This is a genomic window from Oceanobacter antarcticus (genome assembly GCF_044962685.1).
Taxonomy (GTDB): Bacteria; Pseudomonadota; Gammaproteobacteria; order Pseudomonadales; family Oceanobacteraceae; genus Oceanobacter; species Oceanobacter antarcticus.
This window is the reverse complement of record NZ_JBBKTX010000022.1, coordinates 21,339-43,586: the sequence shown is the minus strand read 5'-3', so window position 1 is coordinate 43,586 and position 22,248 is coordinate 21,339. Positions and strand designations below refer to the sequence as shown.

At 52.5% G+C, this 22,248-nt stretch carries 23 protein-coding genes; 21 read left to right on the top strand and 2 right to left on the bottom strand.

Going from position 1 to position 22,248, the window contains the following annotated elements; genetic code table 11:
- Nucleotides 1-8: 8 nt before the first annotated feature.
- A complete protein-coding gene (dnaA, locus tag WG929_RS16315) occupies nucleotides 9-1,505 on the bottom strand; it encodes a chromosomal replication initiator protein DnaA (RefSeq protein WP_416206934.1) in 1,497 nt (498 codons plus the stop codon).
- Between the two features lie 518 nt (nucleotides 1,506-2,023).
- Here dnaA and rpmH point away from each other — a divergent pair.
- From rpmH to mnmE, 5 genes are all read left to right on the top strand, one after another.
- Nucleotides 2,024-2,158, top strand: coding sequence for a 50S ribosomal protein L34 (rpmH, locus tag WG929_RS16310; RefSeq protein ID WP_369856192.1), 135 nt, complete (start codon nucleotides 2,024-2,026; stop codon nucleotides 2,156-2,158).
- Between the two features lie 32 nt (nucleotides 2,159-2,190).
- Complete coding sequence (gene rnpA / locus WG929_RS16305) at nucleotides 2,191-2,583, top strand: ribonuclease P protein component (RefSeq protein WP_416206933.1); 393 nt, start codon at nucleotides 2,191-2,193, stop codon at nucleotides 2,581-2,583.
- The gene (gene yidD / locus WG929_RS16300; protein ID WP_416206932.1) at nucleotides 2,543-2,839 is read left to right on the top strand and encodes a membrane protein insertion efficiency factor YidD; all 297 of its coding nucleotides are present in this window, start codon (nucleotides 2,543-2,545) and stop codon (nucleotides 2,837-2,839) included. The genes rnpA and yidD overlap by 41 nt, the downstream gene beginning before the upstream one ends.
- Nucleotides 2,840-2,841: 2 nt before the next feature.
- A complete protein-coding gene (gene yidC / locus WG929_RS16295) occupies nucleotides 2,842-4,491 on the top strand; it encodes a membrane protein insertase YidC (protein ID WP_416206931.1) in 1,650 nt (549 codons plus the stop codon).
- 116 nt (nucleotides 4,492-4,607) lie between these two features.
- A complete protein-coding gene (gene mnmE / locus WG929_RS16290; protein ID WP_416206930.1) occupies nucleotides 4,608-6,002 on the top strand; it encodes a tRNA uridine-5-carboxymethylaminomethyl(34) synthesis GTPase MnmE in 1,395 nt (464 codons plus the stop codon).
- Nucleotides 6,003-6,685: 683 nt separating this feature from the next.
- On the opposite strand, the gene WG929_RS16285 is transcribed toward mnmE, so the two are convergent.
- Entirely contained in the window at nucleotides 6,686-7,234 is a 549-nt protein-coding gene (locus WG929_RS16285; RefSeq protein ID WP_369856187.1) for a TetR/AcrR family transcriptional regulator, read from the bottom strand.
- A 198-nt stretch (nucleotides 7,235-7,432) separates the two neighbouring features.
- Here WG929_RS16285 and WG929_RS16280 point away from each other — a divergent pair, with 198 nt between their 5' ends.
- The 16 genes from WG929_RS16280 (at nucleotide 7,433) to WG929_RS16205 (ending at nucleotide 22,248) form a co-directional block, all read left to right on the top strand.
- A complete protein-coding gene (locus tag WG929_RS16280) occupies nucleotides 7,433-8,245 on the top strand; it encodes a hypothetical protein (RefSeq protein ID WP_416206929.1) in 813 nt (270 codons plus the stop codon).
- Nucleotides 8,246-8,585: 340 nt separating this feature from the next.
- Nucleotides 8,586-9,188 carry a hypothetical protein gene (locus tag WG929_RS16275; RefSeq protein WP_416206928.1) on the top strand — a complete coding sequence of 201 codons (603 nt, stop codon included), beginning with the start codon at nucleotides 8,586-8,588 and terminating at the stop codon, nucleotides 9,186-9,188.
- A gap of 479 nt (nucleotides 9,189-9,667) precedes the next feature.
- Nucleotides 9,668-11,569 (top strand): tRNA uridine-5-carboxymethylaminomethyl(34) synthesis enzyme MnmG, encoded by a 1,902-nt coding sequence (mnmG, locus tag WG929_RS16270; protein WP_416206927.1) that lies wholly within the window; start codon nucleotides 9,668-9,670, stop codon nucleotides 11,567-11,569.
- A 215-nt stretch (nucleotides 11,570-11,784) separates the two neighbouring features.
- On the top strand, nucleotides 11,785-12,459 hold the full coding sequence (gene rsmG / locus WG929_RS16265; protein ID WP_416206926.1) for a 16S rRNA (guanine(527)-N(7))-methyltransferase RsmG: 675 nt from the start codon (nucleotides 11,785-11,787) through the stop codon (nucleotides 12,457-12,459).
- A gap of 21 nt (nucleotides 12,460-12,480) precedes the next feature.
- Nucleotides 12,481-13,251 carry a ParA family protein gene (locus WG929_RS16260; protein ID WP_416206925.1) on the top strand — a complete coding sequence of 257 codons (771 nt, stop codon included), beginning with the start codon at nucleotides 12,481-12,483 and terminating at the stop codon, nucleotides 13,249-13,251.
- Nucleotides 13,252-13,289: 38 nt separating this feature from the next.
- The gene (locus WG929_RS16255; protein ID WP_416206924.1) at nucleotides 13,290-14,192 is read left to right on the top strand and encodes a ParB/RepB/Spo0J family partition protein; all 903 of its coding nucleotides are present in this window, start codon (nucleotides 13,290-13,292) and stop codon (nucleotides 14,190-14,192) included.
- A 277-nt stretch (nucleotides 14,193-14,469) separates the two neighbouring features.
- Nucleotides 14,470-14,838 carry an ATP synthase subunit I gene (locus WG929_RS16250; RefSeq protein ID WP_369856181.1) on the top strand — a complete coding sequence of 123 codons (369 nt, stop codon included), beginning with the start codon at nucleotides 14,470-14,472 and terminating at the stop codon, nucleotides 14,836-14,838.
- A gap of 21 nt (nucleotides 14,839-14,859) precedes the next feature.
- Nucleotides 14,860-15,771 (top strand): F0F1 ATP synthase subunit A, encoded by a 912-nt coding sequence (atpB, locus tag WG929_RS16245; RefSeq protein WP_416206923.1) that lies wholly within the window; start codon nucleotides 14,860-14,862, stop codon nucleotides 15,769-15,771.
- A 50-nt stretch (nucleotides 15,772-15,821) separates the two neighbouring features.
- Nucleotides 15,822-16,049: a F0F1 ATP synthase subunit C gene (gene atpE / locus WG929_RS16240; RefSeq protein ID WP_015488783.1), complete on the top strand. Its 228-nt coding sequence runs from the start codon at nucleotides 15,822-15,824 to the stop codon at nucleotides 16,047-16,049.
- A 54-nt stretch (nucleotides 16,050-16,103) separates the two neighbouring features.
- On the top strand, nucleotides 16,104-16,574 hold the full coding sequence (locus WG929_RS16235; protein WP_369856178.1) for a F0F1 ATP synthase subunit B: 471 nt from the start codon (nucleotides 16,104-16,106) through the stop codon (nucleotides 16,572-16,574).
- A gap of 11 nt (nucleotides 16,575-16,585) precedes the next feature.
- Complete coding sequence (locus WG929_RS16230) at nucleotides 16,586-17,122, top strand: F0F1 ATP synthase subunit delta (RefSeq protein ID WP_416206922.1); 537 nt, start codon at nucleotides 16,586-16,588, stop codon at nucleotides 17,120-17,122.
- Between the two features lie 15 nt (nucleotides 17,123-17,137).
- On the top strand, nucleotides 17,138-18,676 hold the full coding sequence (gene atpA / locus WG929_RS16225; protein WP_416206921.1) for a F0F1 ATP synthase subunit alpha: 1,539 nt from the start codon (nucleotides 17,138-17,140) through the stop codon (nucleotides 18,674-18,676).
- Nucleotides 18,677-18,742: 66 nt separating this feature from the next.
- Nucleotides 18,743-19,603, top strand: coding sequence for a F0F1 ATP synthase subunit gamma (gene atpG / locus WG929_RS16220; RefSeq protein WP_416206920.1), 861 nt, complete (start codon nucleotides 18,743-18,745; stop codon nucleotides 19,601-19,603).
- A 39-nt stretch (nucleotides 19,604-19,642) separates the two neighbouring features.
- Nucleotides 19,643-21,037: a F0F1 ATP synthase subunit beta gene (atpD, locus tag WG929_RS16215; protein WP_416206919.1), complete on the top strand. Its 1,395-nt coding sequence runs from the start codon at nucleotides 19,643-19,645 to the stop codon at nucleotides 21,035-21,037.
- Nucleotides 21,038-21,095: 58 nt separating this feature from the next.
- On the top strand, nucleotides 21,096-21,524 hold the full coding sequence (locus tag WG929_RS16210; protein ID WP_369856173.1) for a F0F1 ATP synthase subunit epsilon: 429 nt from the start codon (nucleotides 21,096-21,098) through the stop codon (nucleotides 21,522-21,524).
- 142 nt (nucleotides 21,525-21,666) lie between these two features.
- Nucleotides 21,667-22,248 (top strand): outer membrane protein, encoded by a 582-nt coding sequence (locus WG929_RS16205; RefSeq protein WP_416206918.1) that lies wholly within the window; start codon nucleotides 21,667-21,669, stop codon nucleotides 22,246-22,248.

Sequence of the window (22,248 nt, the reverse complement as noted above, 5' to 3'; positions counted from 1 at the left end):
ACTCAGGTCTAGGTTGTCAGTGAACGCAGCAGGTTCTTGTAATCTTCAAGAACGTCAGCGTTGGTTTGTTGCAGCTCTTTCACTTTTCTGCAGGCATGCAACACAGTCGTATGATCCCGGCCACCAAAGGCTTCACCTATTTCAGGAAGACTATGATTAGTGAGCTCTTTGCTTAGTGCCATCGCCACTTGTCTGGGTCGGGCGATCGATCGTGTACGGCGTTTAGATGATAAATCAGAGATCTTGATTTTGTAATACTCGGCAACCGTACGCTGAATATTATCGATACTGACTTGTCGCTCCTGCAACGCCAGCAAATCCTTGAGTGATTCTTTAATAAACGGCAGGTTGATTTCACTGCCGGTAAATTGCGCACTGGCAATCACCCGTTTCAGTGCACCTTCCAGCTCTCGTACATTTGAGCGAATACGTTGAGCAACAAAGAAGGCCGCATCATCCGGCAAGTGTACCCCGCTTTGCTCCGCTTTTTTCATCAAAATCGCTACACGGGTCTCAAGCTCGGGGGGTTCTACACCAACCGTCAGGCCCCAGCCAAACCGACTTTTCAAACGCTCTTCAAGTCCGTGAATTTCTTTTGGATATCGATCACAGGTCAGAATCATCTGCTGACCGCCTTCAAGCAAGGCATTGAAGGTATGGAAAAATTCTTCCTGGGAACGTTCTTTACCAGCAAAAAACTGAATATCATCAATCAGCAAAGCATCCAGACCACGATAAAAACGCTTGAATTCATTGATGGCATTCAGTTGCAACGCTTTAACCATATCCTGGACAAAACGTTCGGAGTGCACGTAGAGCACCTTGGCATTCTGATTTTTCGACTGCAGGTAATTCCCCACCGCATGCATCAGATGCGTCTTACCCAGGCCAACCCCCCCATATATAAAGAGTGGGTTGTAAGAGCCACCGGCATTTTCTGCCACCTGCTGCGCCGCTGCATGGGCCAGCTGGTTCGATTTACCCTCAACAAACGATTGAAAGGTAAAGGTCGGGTTTAAAAACGAACGGTGCTTGAGGCCGCCTTCAACCTGAACTTCCCGCCGTGGCAAAGGTGTATTAACCGGCTGCTGAATCGGCGTGATTGAGGCGACGGTAGGTGACTGGAATTCGTCAGCCATGGGTTCATCATCTTCCGCCCGTGCGCGAGTAGCAGCAAAGCTGGACGCTGGATTACGAACCATCGGCGGCTGGGGATCAACCTGCCGCTGAGCTGGCTGCGGAGCGCGAAACATCGGCTGTGATTCACCCACCGTCAGATCCACATGGGTGAGACGTCCGCCATTCAGCTCTGAAAGAATTTCCTGAATACGTTGCAGATATTTGTCTTTGACCCAGTCACGTACAAAACGGTTTGGTGCGCTTAGCACCAGCCGCTGATTCTGCTCAGATGCCATCAGAGGTCGAATCCAGGTGTTGTACTGCTGGGTAGGCAACTCATGTTCCAGATGCCGTAAACATTCATCCCAAAAAACAGCCACACCCACCTCTATTTACATTTTGGTTCAAGGTCGCACAGTGTATCCAAAGCAGCAGAAGTTATCCACAGAATAGTCCCGCTTCATCACCGTCGATTCACCACGGCCAACACGCCACCAACAACCTGTGGAAAACCTGCCTGTAATATCAGAATTGATCCACAGGAAGGAACCGGGATCTTGACCTGGCGGTATATCGATGCCTTTCACCCACCACTTACGGTCAGCTTAATACCATCTTCATCACTGGAAAAGAGCCTGGTTATAAAACCTATAAATCAATAAAAATCAATAGCTTAGATAGGTTATCCACAGAAAAACCCGCTACTAATAATAATAACTTCATCAGTCCTTTATCTCTTTTCAAACATCATTTCATACAAAACAATAAATACCGTACGCAGGATTATGCTGACCGATTCGGTCATCAGAATTGGTCAGGGAACAGCCATTGCCATTTGTCGGGGTTTCTCATACAATTGCCGCCCTTTAAAAACTGACCCCAAACATCAACCGGGTATACGAATATGAAACGTACATTTCAACCAAGCGTTCTGAAGCGCAAGCGTAGTCACGGCTTCCGTGCACGTATGGCTACCAAAAGCGGCCGTCAGATTCTGGCTCGCCGTCGTGCCAAAGGCCGTCAGCGTCTGAGCGCCTGAGCGGGCTGCTAGCTCCCGACCACAGTTTGCCGATGACAGATTTGAAATTTGGCCGCAACGCAAGATTGCTGAAGCCAGCCGAATTCAAACAGGTTTTTGATAATACTGAGCGGCGCGGGAGTACTCCCCAATTGCTGGTCCTTGCTTCTGGCAACCAACAACAGCGTTCACGTCTGGGGTTTGTGTTAGCCAAGAAGCAGATCCGACATGCAGTCGATCGAAATCGTATCAAGCGACTGATTCGGGAATCATTCCGTTACCACCAACATGAGTTGGGGTCATGCGATTATGTCGTACTGGCTCGGTCCGGAATTACCGAACTGGACAACCGTCAGATACGTGAGATGATTGATGCCCTCTGGTTCCGATTAAAGCGACCAACCCATGGCAAGTCCGGCAACACTCAAAGAAAACGGCGACGTTAGTTTTACAGCCAGATTACTGCTGTTGCTTATTGCCGGCTATCGTTATGCCATCAGTCCGTTATTACCCTCCCGGTGTCGTTTTTACCCTACCTGTTCGTCCTATGCAGCTGAAGCTGTAACACGATATGGTGCCTTCCGTGGTGGCTGGCTTGCCATTCGTCGGCTGGTCAGATGCCATCCCTGGGGGGATCACGGCGTTGATTTGGTACCTGATTTACCCAAACATTCTTCCAACTGTTGTCAACGGAAACCCTGAACATGGATATCCGCCGTACGGTTATATACCTTGGCTTGGCCATTTCGAGCTATTTTCTCTTCATCACCTGGAACGACGACTACGGACAAAAAACCCGTATCGACGCTCCAATTCAGGCTGAAGCGCCTGTCGGTCCGGATACGCCCAGCGTTACCGGAGTGACCGCTGATACCGAACATCCTCAGCTGGAAGCACCTTTGGTTGCTCCTGCTGGTGATGTTTCTGCGCCATCAGCTGAGTTGATTAAAATCAAGACCGATGTGTTGCAAGTGACTATCAACCCTCGTGGAGGGGAAGTTACTGAAGTATTGTTGCCGGAATTTCCGGCATCGATCGAAACCAAAGACATTCCGTTCGTGTTATTGGAAAACAATCAGCGTCGTACCTATGTGGCTCAAAGTGGCCTTATTGGACGAGATGGCATCGACACCAACGGTGGTGCCCTTTTTAGTGCTGAAAGCAATGAATACACACTGACTGAAGGCAAAGATGAGCTCGTTGTGGTGCTGTCAACAGAAACGGCCAAGGGACTGGTCGAGAAAATATTTACCTTTCATCGGGGTAACTATCTGATTGATATGCAATACCGGATTCACAATAGCTCGGCCCAGCCATGGGAAGGGGTGTTTTACGCGCAGCTAAAGCGTGATAACTCACCTGATCCATCCGCGGGCAGTGGCATGGGCATGCAAGCCTATCTTGGTGCAGCGTTAACGACGAAAGAAAATCGTTACGAAAAAGTTACCTACGATGACCTAGAAAGCGACGCCTACAAGAACCAGCAAGAGGGTGGCTGGGCAGCAATGCTGCAACACTACTTCCTGTCAGCCTGGGTACCGCCACAAGATACAATCCATACCTACAACGGTCGTTTTGTTAAGGGTAACTATATTTTTGGTTTTTATGATCAGCCCCTGGTTGTAGCAGCTGGATCGGTTGGTGAGACCGGTGCCAGCCTCTACGTCGGGCCAAAAGATCAGGACAAATTGGAAAAAATTGCTCCCCACCTGGAACTGACGGTCGATTATGGCTGGTTGTGGTGGATTGCTCAGCCACTGTTTTTCCTGCTGACCTTCTTCCACGGCATCGTCGGAAACTGGGGTGTCGCCATTATTTTGCTGACCCTGTGTGTGAAAATCCTGTTCTTCTACCCGTCTGCGATGAGCTATCGCTCAATGGCCAACATGCGCAAGGTTGGTCCAAAGATGCAGCAGATCAAGGAGCAATACGGCGATAACCGGGAAAAACTGGGCCAGGAAATGATGGCGCTGTACAAGAAAGAGAAAATCAACCCGCTGGGTGGCTGTTTGCCAATGCTGATCCAGATGCCGGTGTTTATCTCCTTGTACTGGGTACTGATGGAATCGGTTGAGTTGCGTCAGGCACCTTTTGCACTCTGGATTACCGACATGTCGGTGATGGATCCGTACTTCATTCTGCCGTTGTTAATGGGTGCCTCGATGTTTGTCCAGATGCGCCTTAACCCGACGCCACCAGACCCGATGCAGGCCCGAGTAATGCAGTTTATGCCGGTGGTGATGACAGTGTTCTTCCTCTGGTTCCCGGCTGGCCTGGTGTTGTACTGGGTGGTCAACAACCTGCTGTCTATTGCCCAGCAGTACGTGATTACCAAACAGATCGAAAACAGCTGATTGTTATCGACTGCGGAAACGGGAGCCTCTGGCTCCCGTTTTTGTATCTATTGCCATCGAGCTATACCATCGAGCTTATACCATCAACAGATTGCTTTCCCACTTGTGAGGCCGCTATGAGTCATGCCATCCATCAGGACACTATTGCTGCCATTGCCACCGCCCCCGGCCGTGGCGGGATCGGTATTGTGCGGGTGTCTGGTGCTGCGGCACAAACCATTGCGCAACGTATTATCGGCTATCAGCCACAACCTCGATATGCGCACTACGGCGCACTGCGTGCCGCTGCTGGCGATATTCTGGATGAAGGTATTACCCTCTTCTTTCCAGGGCCACATTCGTTTACCGGTGAGGATGTGGTTGAGTTTCAGGGCCATGGTGGCCCGGTAGTACTGGACCTGTTACTGAATGAGCTGGTGTCACAAGGTTGCCGGCTGGCCCGTCCCGGCGAGTTTTCCGAGCGGGCATTTCTCAATGACAAGCTTGATCTGGCCCAAGCGGAAGCCATTGCCGATTTGATTGATTCTGCCTCTGAACAGGCTGCGCGCTGTGCGTTGCGCTCGCTGCAGGGAGAATTTTCCCGACGTATACAGCAATTACTCGATCAGCTGATCGAATTACGTATTTACGTCGAGGCGGCGATGGATTTTCCCGAAGAGGAAATCGACTTTCTCTCTGACGGCAAGGTAGCAACCAAACTGGCTGAAGTCATAACCGCTCTGGATCAGGTACTGGCAGAAGCGACCCGAGGCTCAATTTTGCGCGAAGGCATGACCGTGGTGATCGCCGGGCGACCCAACGCGGGTAAGTCCTCACTACTGAATGCCCTGGCAGGCCATGAACGGGCCATTGTGACCGCCATCGCCGGTACCACACGGGACGTACTGAAAGAGCATATTCATATCGACGGCATGCCGCTTCACGTAGTGGATACCGCTGGCTTGCGCGATGCCCCTGACGAAGTGGAACGTATCGGCATCCAGCGTGCCTGGGACGAAATTCGCCAGGCCGATCGTATATTGCTGATGATGGACGCCAGTAGTGATCAGCACAGCCCGCAACAACTGCTACACGCCCTCTATGACGAACAGGGCCTGGCTGCCGAAACCGACGCACTGATCCGCAGCGGCAGGCTGACCGTGATTCGTAACAAGATCGACCTTGCCAACGAAGCCCCAGGACTGGACAACAGCGGCGCTTTGCCAATCTTACGAATTTCAGCTCGCCAGCAGCTGGGCATCGACGCCCTGCGGCAGCACCTGAAACAGGTGATGGGGTTTGAGGCCGGTGGTGAAGGTGGGTTTCTGGCCCGCCGCCGTCACCTGGATGCTCTGGAGCGTGCCCGTGCCGCTCTGCAACAGGGGCAACAGCAGCTACTGGGCCTGGCCGCAGGTGAACTGCTGGCAGAAGACTTGCGCGATGCTCAGAAAGCCCTGGGAGAGATTACCGGTGAATTCAGCGCTGATGACCTGCTGGGCAAGATTTTTGGCAGTTTTTGTATCGGTAAATGAAGTACGTAGTAACGCAAAGGAGAGATAACCAGATGGATTTAACTAGCTATTATTAAAGGGATTTAATTGAAAAGCTGCTGATTCCGGATCTGCGTACCGTCGATAATCATGGTGTCGTTTGTCCCAGTGCTGAGCTGCTGGATCTCATCAAGCTGACGCTGCAGCGCCAAGAATGGTACCACGAGTATCTGATAGCAAATTTGCCGAACCCTGCGCTGTGGTTGGATGCACTGGGGGTTTCCGGTGTCTCTGACGCCAGTGAGAATACTCGGCGTGAGACAGAGCCATGATGCAATGCGGTTGCTGCCGAGCTTTTAGTGCCCGAGCAGGAGTTGCGGGCACACTGGGTTGAACAAGAAGATTGGCAGGTTAACTTGCCGAACCAGGGGGCTATTTCCGTGTTAGCAAGTGGGTAATTGCTCGCAGGGCGTTGATTCTTGGTTATGTGGAGTCTGGACACTATCGAGTATTCATTGCTGAGCAGATTACACGTTGGAAGGCGCGAGAGAAGAGTGGTGGTAGCGCTCTTTATTACAAAGCCAAGAATACCCAAGTATGTACTAATTTATCCAAAGCTGTGATCTCTCAGACATTTAATGGTCACCTGCTGTTGAGGGATGCTGGGGACATCTACGTATCTTTCAGGAAGCAAGCGAATGCTCACTTCCTGAAAAAAGATACGATCACAGACTGGTCAGCGTGCCGATCCATTCACGCACCGACGCCAAATGTACGGCGTCTTGCCCTACCCGATCAGCAACCAGTGCGCCCTGCAATGCCGATACCACCACCCGTGCCAGCGCTTCCCGTGAGACCGGCAGGAAGCGGGCGGAGCTGAGGCATTCCAGTACCCAGTCGAACAGCGCTTCATAGAAGGCATGGATAGCGGTCTGACTTTCCTCGGTCAGTTCATTCATTCCGGCACTGTAGGCCTGGGCGAGGCACTGGCGGTTATTGGTGAAATGTTCCGTATACAGGTCACAGAGCTGTTGCAGACGCTGGCGGGGACTGGTGATTCCCTCTGTGCGTTGCTGCAGTTCAGCAAAAAAAGCATGTTGGTAGTCGGTGGCCAGTTCCAGCAGCAAGGCATCCCGGCTTTTGAAGTGATAGTGCACGGAGCTGGATTTGATGCCAGCCGCCTTGCCCATTTCACGAAAACTGGCTGCAGCCAGGTTGTTTTTGCAGATCTGATCGGTCGCAATGGTTTTGAGATGATCTCTGGTTTCGCTCACAGCAAGTTCTCCCTGTATATATCTTGTGCAAATTCTATCGGGTGTTAGGAGTCAATAGAATGGCCTGGATCAGAAATATGCCGCTTTTTTGAGCAAATATGACGAAAACATGGCCTTGATGGCCTCTTTTGTACTCTGCCGGGCGAATAAATCAGGAGTTGCTATGGTTATTAGAGAAGATCACCGGAGCCAATTCCCATGCGCTTGTTCTTGTTAGTTGTTTTTTCAACCTTGATGACGGCCTGTATTTCCATTTCCAGCGATGATGATGGTGTCACTAATGCCGAGGGGCAGACGGTGAATGCCGAGACCCTGGCGTTGAATGGCTTCTGGGATGGTCAGTTGGATCAGGCGGGCAGCTTAAGAATACTGATGTATCAGGGAACAATTTTCGGGCTGGATGAAAGCCGGGGCTATTATGGCTCGATCAACCTCGACAGTTCGACCCAGATCGCCAACCTTGATCTGACCGCTTATGCCATCACCGCTGCCGATGCCACGGCAGGCCACTATCTGGCCGATGGCAGTAGTGTGGACTATTTGATGGAGGGACTGGTTTACACCACGGCCAGCACCAGCGACACCCTGGTAGGAGATTATGACAGTGATCGTGGTGCCGGCAGTTTTCTATTGATGGACGATGCTACCTGGAACAATAACGCTGGTATCGCGCTGGTCTCTGGGCAATGGCAGGCGGGCGACTACAGTCTGTACATCACTTCGTTGGGCAGCCGAGCCAGTTTGAAAGCCATTTCTGCGGCCAGTGGTGGCTGCACCTTTGATGGCTTTATTGAGCCGGTCAACAAGCAATATAATCTTTATCACGTGACCCTGACCGAACGTAAAAACTGCAGCGATTATAACGCCGCCAATGTGACGGGTTACGCCACGATTACGGCAGCCGGGGCGCTGGAGTTTTTTCTGTTTGATACTGGTTCGCTGTACTACATGATTTATACGGCTGCAACGACTACAACCACAACAGAAGACACGAGCACGACGGTTGAATAAACCGGGAGCGAGTTATATCACGCAGGCTCCCAGTAGGAGTTCACATTTTGTACATAAAAAATGGGGTGAATGGCTATCTTTGTTGACTTTTTTATGAATTTTTGATGAAAAGACTGGCTGCAAGGAAATTTTCCTGATTGTGCAGGTACTACCCTTGTGACGATCCATTCTTTCTTTATAGAGCATCGCCATGCGCGTTTTTGCGATAACAACAATAATTACAATGCTGGGCTGTTCGGGGTGTGTTTCCGAGGGCAGTAATCAACCTTACGAATCTTCTTACAATCGTGCGATTGCATTGAACGGTTTCTGGGATGGTCAGTTTGACCAAGCAGGTGCTGTGCGGTTGTTGATGTACGAAGGTAATGTCTATGGTTTTGATGGCACCCGTGGCTTTACCGGTACTGTTGAGTACATCAGTTACGAGCGCAGCATTTCGATGGATCTTGACGCCTGGCCGATCAGTGGCAGTAATAAAGCGCAGGATGAGATGGCGGCCAGTGGTGCAGCAACCAGTATGGCCGTTGATGCCCTATTGGTTGAGCAGACGGATAGTGCTGGCACTATCGTAGGCACGTTCGAGACCAGTCAGCTGGCTGGTGGACTGACGCTGGAAGCCGATGGCAGCTGGGAAGAAAGCTCAGCGCTGTGGAAGCCCGTAGGTACTTGGAAAGCCGGCACAACCAGCGTGTTTATTACCGAGCTTGGCAGCAAGGCCAAGTTTGTTGGTCAGGGGGCTGATAGCTGCAGCTTCAACGGTGAGCTCTTTTTGCTGAATAGCAGCTATCCCTTGATGAAAGCGCATCTGTACAACCGCTCCGACTGTAAATTTTTTAATAAAACCGCAACAGTGAATGGTTACGCCGCCATTACGGCAGCGGGTACGCTTGAATTCTACTTTGCTGATGACAGCGAATTGTTACGCCTCGAATACAGTCGTTAATAGATGTCCCCTATCGTGCAGCGGCCTTCCGGCCGCCTTCCCTGTTTTTCCCTTACTGTTTCGTTCTGACCACCCTGCAAGCGCCTGAAGCGATCAGTAATGGTGCAGGCATCCGGCTGGATGTTCTTCCTTGGTCATCATCTAATGGCTATTTTTTCTGTGGATAACCCTGTTAGGAAATGTGGTAAACCCTTGTTGTAAGGGGTTGCTATCCTTCAATAACCTTTATTCGGTAATTTTTTTATACCGATAAAAAATCACTTATCGGCTATTTATTAACAATATAACTCATTGATTAACAAGGATAAAAAATGATTTCCCAGTGGCTGTGGATAACACTGTACACAATGGATTGAGTGCCTTATTTACCTGTGGATAGTGCTACTGCTCATATTTTGTACAAAGCCCTATCTGCTTACTGGGGTAATTGCTATAATCCGCGCCCGTTTTTGAAATTCCTGTTATTTGGTGAGGTGGCTGTGGAGTATCCCGTTCGATATGACGTGATTGTGGTCGGTGGTGGTCACGCTGGTACGGAAGCCGCACTGGCAGCGGCTCGCACCGGCAGCAAGACGCTGTTGCTGACCCATAACACGGACACGGTCGGCGTGATGTCCTGTAACCCGGCCATTGGTGGTATTGGCAAAAGCCATCTGGTGAAAGAAATTGATGCGCTGGATGGCGCGATGGCGCGGGCAACTGATCGGGGGGGGATCCAGTTTCGTACCCTCAATAGCCGTAAAGGCCCGGCGGTGCGGGCGACACGGGCCCAGGCCGACCGTGCGCTGTATCGTGCTGCAATTCGTAACATCGTGGAAAATCAGCCCAACCTGGATATTTTTCAGGCAGCCTGTGATGACCTGATTCTCGATGGTGATGGTATTGGCAGTACGGTGTGTGGCGTGGTCACCAACACCAATATGAAAATTTATGCCACCTCGGTGGTGTTGACGGCGGGGACGTTCCTCGGTGGCCTGATCCATATTGGCATGGAAAATCACAGTGGCGGTCGTGCCGGAGATCCGCCATCGACAGCGCTTTCCCAGCGTTTGCGGGAAATGCCTTTTACCGTTGGCCGACTGAAGACAGGCACGCCGGCACGCATTGACCGTCGCAGTGTCGATTTCTCGGTGATGCAGGAGCAGCCGGGTGATACGCCGCTGCCAGTGATGTCATTTATGGGATCGCTGGCCGAGCATCCACAGCAGGTCAGCTGTTACATCACCCACACCAACGAGCGGACCCACGATATTATTCGTGCCAATCTTGATCGTTCGCCGATGTATGCCGGTGTGATTGAAGGGATTGGCCCGCGCTATTGTCCATCGATCGAAGACAAGATCACCCGTTTCGCCGACAAGAGCAGTCATCAGGTGTTTGTTGAGCCGGAAGGATTAAACAGCAATGAGCTGTATCCAAACGGTATTTCCACCAGTTTGCCGTTTGATGTGCAGCTGGATCTGATTCACTCGATCCCCGGTTTTGAGAAGGCGCACATTACCCGTCCGGGCTACGCCATCGAGTATGACTATTTTGATCCCCAGCAGCTCAAGCACAGCCTTGAAACCCGCTGTATCAATAATCTGTTTTTTGCTGGCCAGATCAACGGCACGACAGGTTATGAAGAAGCCGGAGCCCAGGGCTTGCTGGCCGGTCTGAATGCGGCCTTGCGGGCGTTGGAAAAAGACGTCTGGGTGCCGCGCCGTGACCAGTGCTATATCGGTGTGCTGGTTGACGACCTGATCACCATGGGCACCAAGGAACCGTATCGGATGTTTACCAGCCGGGCGGAATATCGGCTGGTGCTGCGGGAAGATAACGCTGACCTGCGGTTGACTGAGATTGGCCGCGACCTTGGCATTGTGGGTGATCAGCGTTGGGCGGCATTTTGTGAAAAACGGGAGCAGATCGAGCAAGAAACCCAACGCTTGAAAACCACCTGGATTCAGCCGGGCTCGACCGCAGCCGAGGCACTGGCAGAGCTGGGTGAAACGGCCATCAGCCATGAATATAACCTCCATGACCTGCTCAAGCGCCCTGCCCTGACCTATCCGCTGGTGGCCAGACTCAAGGGCGAGCCACTGAGTGATGACCCGCGCGTGGCAGAACAGGTCGAGATCCAGGCCAAATACGATGGCTATATCGCCCGTCAGCTGGAGGATATCGAGCAATTACGCCGCTATGAACATACGCTGCTGCCGGATGACCTCGACTATGACGCCATTGGTGGCTTGTCCAATGAAGTGAAGCAGAAGCTTTATTCGCTCAAGCCGGAAACCCTGGGTGCGGCGTCACGGCTTGCGGGTGTTACGCCGGCAGCGATCAGTCAGATTATGATTCATTTGAAAAAACGTAATATGGCCCACCGGATGGAAGCCTGAGTCAGTCGTACCCGTGCTGCGGTCTTATGCCGGTTGTTGCGGAAGAGGTTCAAACTCGCTGCTGACTTTGTGCTAGTATCCGCCGCCCGCTGGCTGGTATGTGGTTATGTTGCCGGTGAGTATGAGGATTGCGTGCGCCAGAGAGTCCCGAGACGGGGCGATGGGCGCGGCAATCATCTTTGTTGGGCAGGACTCAAGGCACGGAATATATGAGCATGGCAACTTCTCTTCCCGCCGGATTGCGTAATCGCTTGATGCGTGGTGCGGCTCAGCTGGACATCAAGTTGAGCGATCAGCAAGCCGATCTGCTGATGGGCTATCTGGAGCTGCTGCACAAATGGAACAGGGCGTATAACCTCACCGCCATCCGTGATCCATCCGCGATGGTGGATTTACACCTGCTCGACAGTCTCGCCGTGCAGCCACACCTTGGTTCTGCTACCCATATTCTGGATGTTGGCACCGGCCCAGGGCTGCCTGGTATGGTATTGGCGGCGCTGAATCCGCAGTGCCATTTTACCCTGCTCGACAGTAACGGTAAAAAGACGCGCTTTATGTTTCAGGCCCGTACCAGTCTGAGGCTGGAGAATGTCACCATCGTTAACGACCGGGTTGAGGCATATCATCCCGACGTCCCATTCGATATGATTGCCAGCCGCGCATTTGCCTCGCTGTCCGATATGGTGACCTGGTGCCGCCATTTACTGGCTCCCGGCGGTTGCTACCTAGCGATGAAAGGACAGTACCCCCAGCAAGAACTTGAGGCATTACCCGCTGATGTGGCACTGGCATCGGCCGCCATCGTCGAGGTTCCGGGCGTCGAAGGCCAGCGCCATCTGCTGCGGCTGGTCGCTGTTCCGGGCGCAGACCGTACACCGACTGATCAATAATATCCCTGTAGAGCGAAGACGATGATTCTGGCGATTACCAATCAGAAAGGCGGCGTAGGCAAGACGACGACGGCAGTGAATCTGGCTGCCTCACTGGCGGCGACCAAGCGCCGCGTGATGCTGATCGATCTTGACCCTCAGGGTAATGCTACCATGGGCAGTGGTGTCGACAAATATGCACTGGAAAACTCCCTCTACGAGGTATTGGTGCAGCGTTGCGCGGTAGAAGAGGCCATTGTACCAGCTGGCGAAGCGGGTTATGACCTGATTCCTTCCAACGGCGACCTGACGGCTGCAGAAGTGGAGCTGATCAATGTGATCGGACGCGAGCAGCGGTTACGCAAGGCGCTGGCGAGTGTACAAGGGCGTTACGACTATATACTGATCGATTGTCCGCCATCGCTCAGCATGTTGACGGTGAATGCGATGGTGGCTGCCGATGCGGTGCTGATTCCGATGCAGTGCGAATACTATGCTCTTGAAGGCCTCAGTGCCTTGATGGAAACCATCGACTCGATCAAGGATGCCTACAATCCACAGCTCCATATTGAAGGTCTGCTGCGCACCATGTATGACCCGCGTAATAGCCTGACAGAAGATGTATCAGCGCAGCTGGTGAGTCACTTTGGCACGCGGGTTTACGATACAGTCATTCCTCGCAATGTGCGTCTGGCCGAGGCACCAAGCTACGGTATACCAGCATTGCTGTATGACCGGAATTCGCGTGGTGCCATGGCTTATCTGGCGCTGGCCGGAGAAATGAATCGCCGTCACCGGGTGGTAACGGCCTGAATAGAGATGTTCGAAACGGACATGATCGGAATCAAGGTATGACAAAACGTAAACGTGGCCTGGGGCGCGGCCTCGATGCGCTATTGGCAGCGTCACACGCTGGCCAGGACGACGACTCGGCCCCAACCACCGCCGATCTCCCATCGGAGCAGGCAGATGGCGACCTGATCCATCTGTCGCTGGATGTGATCCAGCCGGGCCAGTATCAGCCCCGGCGTGATATTCAGCCGGAAGCGCTGGAAGAACTGGCAGATTCGATCCGTGCCCAGGGCCTGATGCAGCCGATTATGGTGCGTTTGCTGGCCGGTTCGGAGGATCGCTACGAAATCATTGCCGGTGAGCGTCGCTGGCGAGCAAGCCGTATGGCAGGGTTGGAGCAGATCCCGGCGCTGATTCGCAATGTGCCTGATGATGCGGCCATCGCCATGGCCCTGATCGAGAATATCCAGCGTGAAAACCTCAACCCGATGGAAGAGGCGATTGCGTTACACCGGCTGCAGCAAGAGTTTGAACTCACCCAGCAGGAAGTGGCACAGGCGGTCGGCAAAAACCGCACCACGGTGGCCAATTTGTTACGGTTGATGAACCTGAATACCGATGTCAAAACCCTGTTGGAGAATGGCGACCTGGAAATGGGGCATGCCAGAGCGTTATTGGGATTGAGCGGTCAGGCACAAAGCCTGGCGGCCGATCAGGTCGTGGCCAAGGGCCTGACTGTACGGCAAACCGAAGCGCTGGTGCGTAGCCATGAACAAAAACAACCTGAAGCCGTAGCACCAGCAGCCGTGCCGGATCCGGACGTCGAGCGACTGGAACGCATGCTGGGTGAGCGCCTCGGTGCCAGTGTCTCGATCCGTCATAACGCCAGGGGCAAGGGAAAACTGGTAATCAACTACACCAGCCTGGATGAACTCGACGGCATATTGAGCCACCTTCAGTAATCTGCCTGACGATTCCGCTGTGTCTTCTGCCACCGGAGCACACCGGGCTGCTGGTAGCCAATGGGTGCTGAGTGAGAAGGCAAGGGGGTGTCAGCCTTGTTATTGACAAAAATCGCGCCCATTGACCGGGATCAAGGGTGCGAAGGGCACCTAAAGCACTACGACCAATTTATTACAGATAGATCCGCTAACTGGTTGAAGGCCGGGTACCTTGCCCATATAATCACCGCGCTTTTGCACTGGCCAAAGCAGAAATCCAATAAGTAATGAGGTCAGGTTGTCTACTGTACCGCGTCCGCCTGCGTACCGGATCGTCATCTTGCAACTGATCCTGGCGCTGATTTCTGCTCTGCTTGCCTGGTTACACAGCGATGTAGCCGCCATGTCGGCGTTATTGGGAGGGTTAACCTGCGCCCTGCCCAACGCCTACTTTGTCTGGCGCGCGTTCCGCTATACCGGGGCCCGATCTGCTACCAGGATCGTGCAATCGTTCTACCAGGGAGAATCCTGGAAATTTTTGCTGACTGCGCTGTGTTTTATGGTCATCTTCCAGCGGGTTGAGCATCTGAATGTACTGGCACTGTTTGCAGGATTTATAACAGTGCAGCTGGGGCATCTGGCCTCAGCAAAAGTCGCCAATTTATAAACTATGGACTGAGAGTGAACGATGGCTGGAAACTCCCAAGAGTATATCTCGCACCACCTGACCAATCTTACCTATGGCAAACTGCCAGCGGGCTACGTTCGCCACGAAGTCGACGAACAGGGCCAGGCACATGAGCACGAACTGTCTCATGACACCTGGACCATGGCTCACAGCAAGGAAGAAGCCGCCGATATGGGCTTCTCTGCCGTGCACGTCGATTCCCTGGGCTGGTCTATCGGCCTTGGCGCCCTGATCATGTTCCTGTTCTGGCGCGGCGCAAAACGTGCCACGACAGCGGTTCCGACCGGTATGCAGAACTTTGTCGAAATGATCGTGGAATTTATCGATGGCACCGTGAAAGAGTCGTTTCACGGCCGCAATCCGCTGGTAGCACCGCTCTCGCTGACTATTTTCTGCTGGGTATTCATGATGAACTTCATGGATCTTATCCCGGTTGACGTTTTGCCTTCTATCTTCGGCCTGTTTGGTCTGCACTACATGAAAGTGGTTCCCTCCACCGACGTCAATATCACCATGGGTATGGCGTTGACTGTCTTCAGTCTGATGATTTTTTACTCTATCAAAGTCAAGGGCATCAGCGGCTTTGCCGGTGAACTGTGCCTGCAGCCATTCAAGGTCAAAAATCCGGTACTGCAAGCCGTCTTTATCCCTGTCAACTTGTTTCTGGAATCGGTTGCCCTGCTGGCCAAGCCAATCTCTCTGGCGCTGCGGCTGTTCGGTAACATGTATGCTGGCGAAATGATTTTTATCCTGATTGCCCTGATGTTCACTGCTGGCGGAGCGTTGTTCCTGCTGGGCGGTGTACTGCAGTGGGCATGGGCTGTTTTCCACATTCTGGTGATCACTCTGCAAGCCTTCATTTTCATGATGTTGACCATCGTGTATCTGAGCATGGCCCACGAAGATCATTAATTTTTAACCATTAACTTACTAACTAACTTAACTACTATTTGGAGAAAACTATGGAACAAGGTCTGGTATTCCTGGCTGCAGCTCTGATGATCGGTCTGGGTGCGCTGGGTACAGCTATCGGTTTTGGTCTGCTGGGTGGTCGTCTGCTGGAAGGTACTGCGCGTCAGCCTGAGCTGGGTCCAATGCTGCAGGGCAAGATGTTCCTGATCGCTGGTCTGCTTGACGCCGTACCAATGATCGGTGTTGGTCTGGGTCTGTACCTGATGTTCGCTGCCTAAGGGTCGTTCCTTTTTTAACGAACTTCCTTAACCAACGAACATGAGGAGTCTGGCGTGAACATTAACGCGACACTTATCGGCCAGATCATCACATTCGCGATTTTCGTGTGGTTTTGCATGAAATTCGTATGGCCCCACCTGCTGGGTGCCATGCAAGAGCGTGAAAAGAAAATTGCCGATGGTCTGGACGCAGCAAACCGTGCCGAGCGCGACTTGGAACTGGCTCAGGAAAAAGCCGTTTCCCAGCTGCGTGAAAGCAAAGAAAAAGCTGCCGAAATCATCGAACAGGCTAACAAGCGTGCCAACCAAATCATCGACGAAGCGAAAGAAACCGCTCGCGCTGAAGGTGACCGCCTGGTAGCTGCTGCTCAAGCAGAAGTTGAGCAAGAGGTTAACCGCGCGAAAGAAGTTCTGCGCAAACAGGTATCTGAGCTGGCGGTTGCCGGCGCTACCAAGATCCTGGGCAAGTCAGTCGATGCATCAGCTCACGCTGATCTGCTTAATCAACTGACTGAAGAACTCTAAGCGAGGTTGCCATGGCTGAATTAACCACTCTCGCTCGGCCATACGCCAAGGCCGTGTTTGCTGAAGCAGAAGAGAAGAAGTCCCTGGATGCATGGTCAGACGATCTGGCCCTGCTGTCCACTTATGCATCTGACGCCGAGATGGCGAAGCTGCTGGTACATCCTTCTCTGACTGCGGCGCAGCAGGCACAAGCCTTGATTGACGTATGTGGCGAAAAGCTTAATGACGCAGCCAAAAACCTGGTGCACGTACTGGCAGAAAACAAGCGCCTGACGCTGTTGACTGAAATTACAGCTCTTTATGAAGAGCTGAAGGCCCAGCTGCAAAACGCAGTAGATGTCGTAGTGACCTCTGCGTACGCACTGACCGAAACTCAGTCAAACAAGCTCGCTCAGGCGCTTAAAGCCAAACTGCAACGCGATGTCCGAATGACCAGCGAAGTCGATGAGTCACTCATCGGCGGCGCTATTATTCGTGCAGGCGACCTGGTTATTGACGGCTCACTCACAGGCAAGCTGTCAAAGTTGGCCGAAGCGATGAAATCCTAGTTTGAGGGACGATGCATGCAGCAACTGAATCCATCCGAGATCAGTGAAGTCATCAAAAAACGCATCGAAAGTCTCGATGTGACTTCACAAGCCCAGAACGAGGGCACCGTTGTATCCGTATCCGACGGTATCGTTCGTATCCATGGTCTTGCCGACGTAATGTACGGTGAGATGATTGAATTTGACGGCGGTGTCTACGGCCTGGCCATGAACCTGGAACGCGACTCTGTAGGCGCGGTTATTCTGGGCGAATACAAATCGCTGGCCGAAGGCCAGAAAGCGAAATGTACCGGTCGTATCCTGGAAGTTCCAACCGGCGAAGCCCTGCTGGGTCGTGTTGTGGACACTCTGGGTCGCCCGATTGACGGCAAGGGTCCGATTGAGACCAGCACATCGGCACCTGTTGAACGCGTTGCACCTGGCGTAATTGCTCGTCAGGGTGTAGATCAGCCGTTGCCAACCGGTTACAAGGCGGTTGACTCCATGGTTCCTGTCGGTCGTGGCCAGCGTGAGCTGATCATTGGTGACCGTCAGACCGGCAAGTCGGCGATGGCGATTGATGCCATCATTAACCAGAAAGGCACTGGTATTAAGTGTGTCTACGTGGCGATTGGCCAGAAGCAGTCTTCCATTGCGAACGTGGTTCGTAAACTGGAAGAGCACGGCGCCATGGAACACACCATCATTGTTGCCGCTGGTGCCGCCGATCCTGCAGCGATGCAGTTTCTGGCACCATATGCCGGTTGTGCGATGGGTGAATACTTCCTCGATCGCGGTGAAGACGCCCTGATTGTATACGATGACCTGACCAAACAAGCCTGGGCTTACCGTCAGATCTCATTGTTGCTGAAGCGTCCTCCTGGTCGTGAAGCTTACCCTGGTGACGTTTTCTATTTGCACTCCCGTTTGCTGGAACGTGCTTGTCGGGTGAACCCTGATTACGTCAAAAACGTAAGCGGTGTTGAAGGCAAGACTGGTTCGCTGACGGCCCTGCCGATCATTGAAACCCAGGGCGGTGACGTCTCGGCGTTTGTACCAACCAACGTGATCTCGATCACCGATGGTCAGATCTTCCTGGAAACCAACCTGTTCAACTCTGGCATACGTCCAGCGATGAACGCCGGTATTTCGGTTTCCCGTGTCGGTGGTGCAGCACAGACCAAAATCATCAAGAAGCTGGGCGGTGGTATTCGTCTGGCGCTGGCTCAGTACCGTGAACTGGCAGCGTTTGCCCAGTTCGCTTCTGATCTGGATGAAGCGACCCGCAAGCAGCTGGAACATGGCCGCGCAGTGACCGAGCTGATGAAGCAAGGCCAGTACGCACCGATGTCGACTGCGGAAATGGGTCTGGTGATTTATGCCGCCAATGAAGGCTTCCTGAACGACGTAGAAGTGGCGAAAATCCGTCCATTCGAAGCTGGCCTGCTGAGCTTTGCCAACAGTGAGTTTGCTGAACTGATGGCGAAAATCAACGTGAAAGGCGACTTTAACGACGAGATCGCAGCCGGTCTGAAAGAGTGTATTGAATCTTTCAAGAGCTCTCAGACCTGGTAAGTCCGGGGCTGGCACGGAGCTAATCCCGTGCCAGCGTGGATTCACGCAACGTAAGGCAGCTTGATTATGGCAGTCGGTAAAGAAATTAAAGAGCAGATTACGAGCGTAAAAAGCACGCAAAAAATTACGTCAGCCATGGAAAAAGTGGCTGTTAGTAAAATGCGTCGCGCTCAGCTGCGCATGACCCAGAGCCGTCCATTTGCGGATAAAATCCGTAGTGTTATCGGTCACCTGGCGAATGCGACATCTGAATACCGCCATCGTTATCTGCAAGAACGCGACATCAAGCGCGTTGGTTACATTGTGGTTTCCTCCGACCGTGGCCTGTGTGGCGGTTTGAACAACAACCTGTTCAAGCGTGTTGCACAGCAAGCGAAAAACTGGAAAGAACAAGGCGTGGAAGTAGACTTCTGCTCTGTGGGTGCCAAGGCATCGCTGTTCTTTGCCAATTTTGGTGGCAACGTTGTGGCTGCAAAAACCCATTTGGGTGATGCGCCGGAACTGGCCAGCCTGATCGGTTCGGTAAAAGTGATGCTGGATGCATTTGATGAAGGCAAGATCGATCGCCTGTTCATCATGCACAATCGCTTTGTGAACACCATGACGCAACAGCCCATCGCGGAACAATTGTTGCCGCTAAAAGCGGAAGAAGACGATTCACTGAAATACCACTGGGACTACATCTACGAACCGGATGCCAAGGATATCCTTGAAGGCTTGCTGGTTCGCTATGTTGAGTCCCAGGTGTATCAGGGTGTGGTTGAAAATAATGCCTGTGAACAGGCCGCGCGTATGCTGGCAATGAAAAGTGCCACCGATAACGCCGGTGAGATGATTAACGAGCTGAATCTGCTATACAACAAGGCTCGTCAGGCAGCGATCACCCAGGAAATTTCGGAAATCGTTAGCGGCGCCGCGGCTGTATAAGCCGGGGAACGAAGGTTTTAAGGTTAAGAGGAACCGAATATGAGCGGACGTATCGTACAGATCATCGGTGCCGTTATCGACGTGGAATTCCCACGCGACAGCGTACCCAAGGTCTACGACGCCCTGACCGTTGATGGTACTGAAACTACTCTGGAAGTTCAGCAACAGCTGGGTGATGGCGTGGTTCGTACTATTGCGATGGGCTCCACAGAAGGTCTCAAGCGTGGCCTTCAGGTAACAAACTCTGGCGCTCCCATCTCTGTACCAGTCGGTATCGAGACGTTGGGACGTATTATGGACGTCCTTGGCCGTCCGATTGATGAATGTGGCGAGATCGGTGAAAAAGAGCGTTACTCTATTCACCGTGCAGCGCCCGGCTTCGATGAGCAAGCCAACTCCACCGACCTGCTGGAAACCGGTATCAAGGTAATTGACCTTGTTTGTCCGTTTGCCAAGGGTGGTAAAGTCGGTCTGTTTGGTGGTGCCGGTGTTGGTAAAACCGTCAACATGATGGAGCTGATCAACAACATTGCGAAGGCACACTCCGGTTTGTCGGTATTCGCAGGTGTGGGTGAGCGGACTCGTGAAGGTAACGATTTCTACTACGAAATGGCGGAATCCGGGGTTGTAAACCTGGATGACAAAGCCAAATCCAAAGTAGCGATGGTGTACGGCCAGATGAACGAACCCCCAGGCAACCGTCTGCGTGTGGCTCTGACTGGTCTGACCATGGCAGAGAAATTCCGTGACGAAGGTAAAGACGTACTGTTGTTTGTTGACAACATCTATCGTTATACCCTGGCGGGAACCGAAGTATCTGCACTGCTGGGCCGTATGCCTTCCGCAGTAGGTTACCAGCCGACTCTGGCTGAAGAAATGGGTGTTCTGCAGGAGCGTATTACCTCCACCAAGAACGGCTCCATTACTTCTATCCAGGCGGTATACGTACCAGCGGATGACTTGACGGATCCATCTCCAGCAACCACCTTTGCCCACCTGGACTCCACTGTGGTACTGAGCCGTGACATCGCATCCAAGGGTATTTACCCGGCGATCGATCCACTGGACTCTACCTCACGTCAGCTGGATCCACTGGTTATCGGTAATGAACACTACGACATCGCTCGTGGGGTTCAGGGTGTACTGCAGCGTTATAAAGAGCTGAAGGACATCATTGCGATTCTGGGTATGGACGAACTGTCCGACGAAGACAAGCAGCTGGTTGCTCGTGCACGTAAGATCGAACGTTTCCTGTCTCAGCCGTTCCACGTGGCAGAAGTGTTCACGGGTGCGCCCGGCAAGTACGTTTCACTGAAAGAAACCATCCGTGGTTTCCAGGGTATCCTGAACGGTGATTACGACAACCTGCCAGAGCAAGCCTTCTACATGGTTGGTACCATCGACGAAGCCGTCGAAAAAGCCAAAAACATGTAATACGGGCTGGTAAGGCCGGGTTATTCCGGCTTTACCTCCTCAACCTGAGGAATACCTTATGGCGATCACTGTACATTGCGATATTGTCAGTGCCGAAGAGAATCTCTTCTCCGGTCTGGTCGAGCGCGTCGTCGCTGCAGGCCTGCTGGGTGATCTGGGTGTTGAACCAGGCCATGCGGCGCTGCTGACCCCGCTGAAGCCAGGTCCGGTTCGTATCGTCAAACAAGGCGGTAGCGAAGAGATTGTTTACGTCTCTGGTGGTTATCTGGAAGTTCAGCCAAACAGTGTGACTGTATTGGCTGATACAGCAGTTCGTGCGCACGATATAGACGAAGCTGCTGCTCTGGAAGCCAAGAAACACGCTGAGCAGGCGTTGGAAAATCAGGGTGCAGATTTTGATTATTCTCGTGCTCTGACCCAGCTTGCTGAAGCCGCAGCCCAGCTGCGTACCATTCAGCAAATTCGCGAGAAACTGGGCAAGCATTAAGCTGCCCGTTTTTTTCGTTTAAGCCCTCGAGTATTCGAGGGCTTTTTATTATTGACTGACAGGATGTCGGGTCCCTCCTTTTTCTTCCCAGCCCCTCTTCCTGTTTGCACCGTGTGATTTTCCCAAAGCTCAGGAGAGCGTCATGATGTCTAAAATATTTGCAAAATCCTTGCTGCCTTTGATGGTGGCGTCTTCTTCGTCTGTGATGGCAGGCCAGTTTTATATTGGTGCCGGGATGGCCGGGTTGGCAGGCAGTGGCGAAGAAGAGTACACACAGGGCTCAACCTCCACGACGTACGACTACAGCTATTCGAACGCTTCAATACGTCTTGGCTATCAGTGGAGTTATGCCAATCGTCTGGAGTTGTCTATTGGCTCCATTGATGTCGAATACGATGAAAACTATGAGGATGAAACGTACAGCGGTTTTGACGTTGACTACTACTTCGTCTGGGGTGAAAGCATCAAGCCTTACCTGATGGTGGGACTGGGTTCTTATACGTTTGAGGATTCTGCTCAGTACTTTTCGGATAATGACGATCTTTCCGGGTTGGCATTCAACTTTGGCGGTGGTGTGATCTGGCAGTTCCATGAACATCTGGACGTTGAGTTAGGCTACAAATTCAAGTCCATCAGCTGGCAGGATGCTACGGATGGCTATAATACCTACGAAACCCAATCTACCCACAGTGGTATTGATGCCGCCGTGCACGTGTTGTTCTGA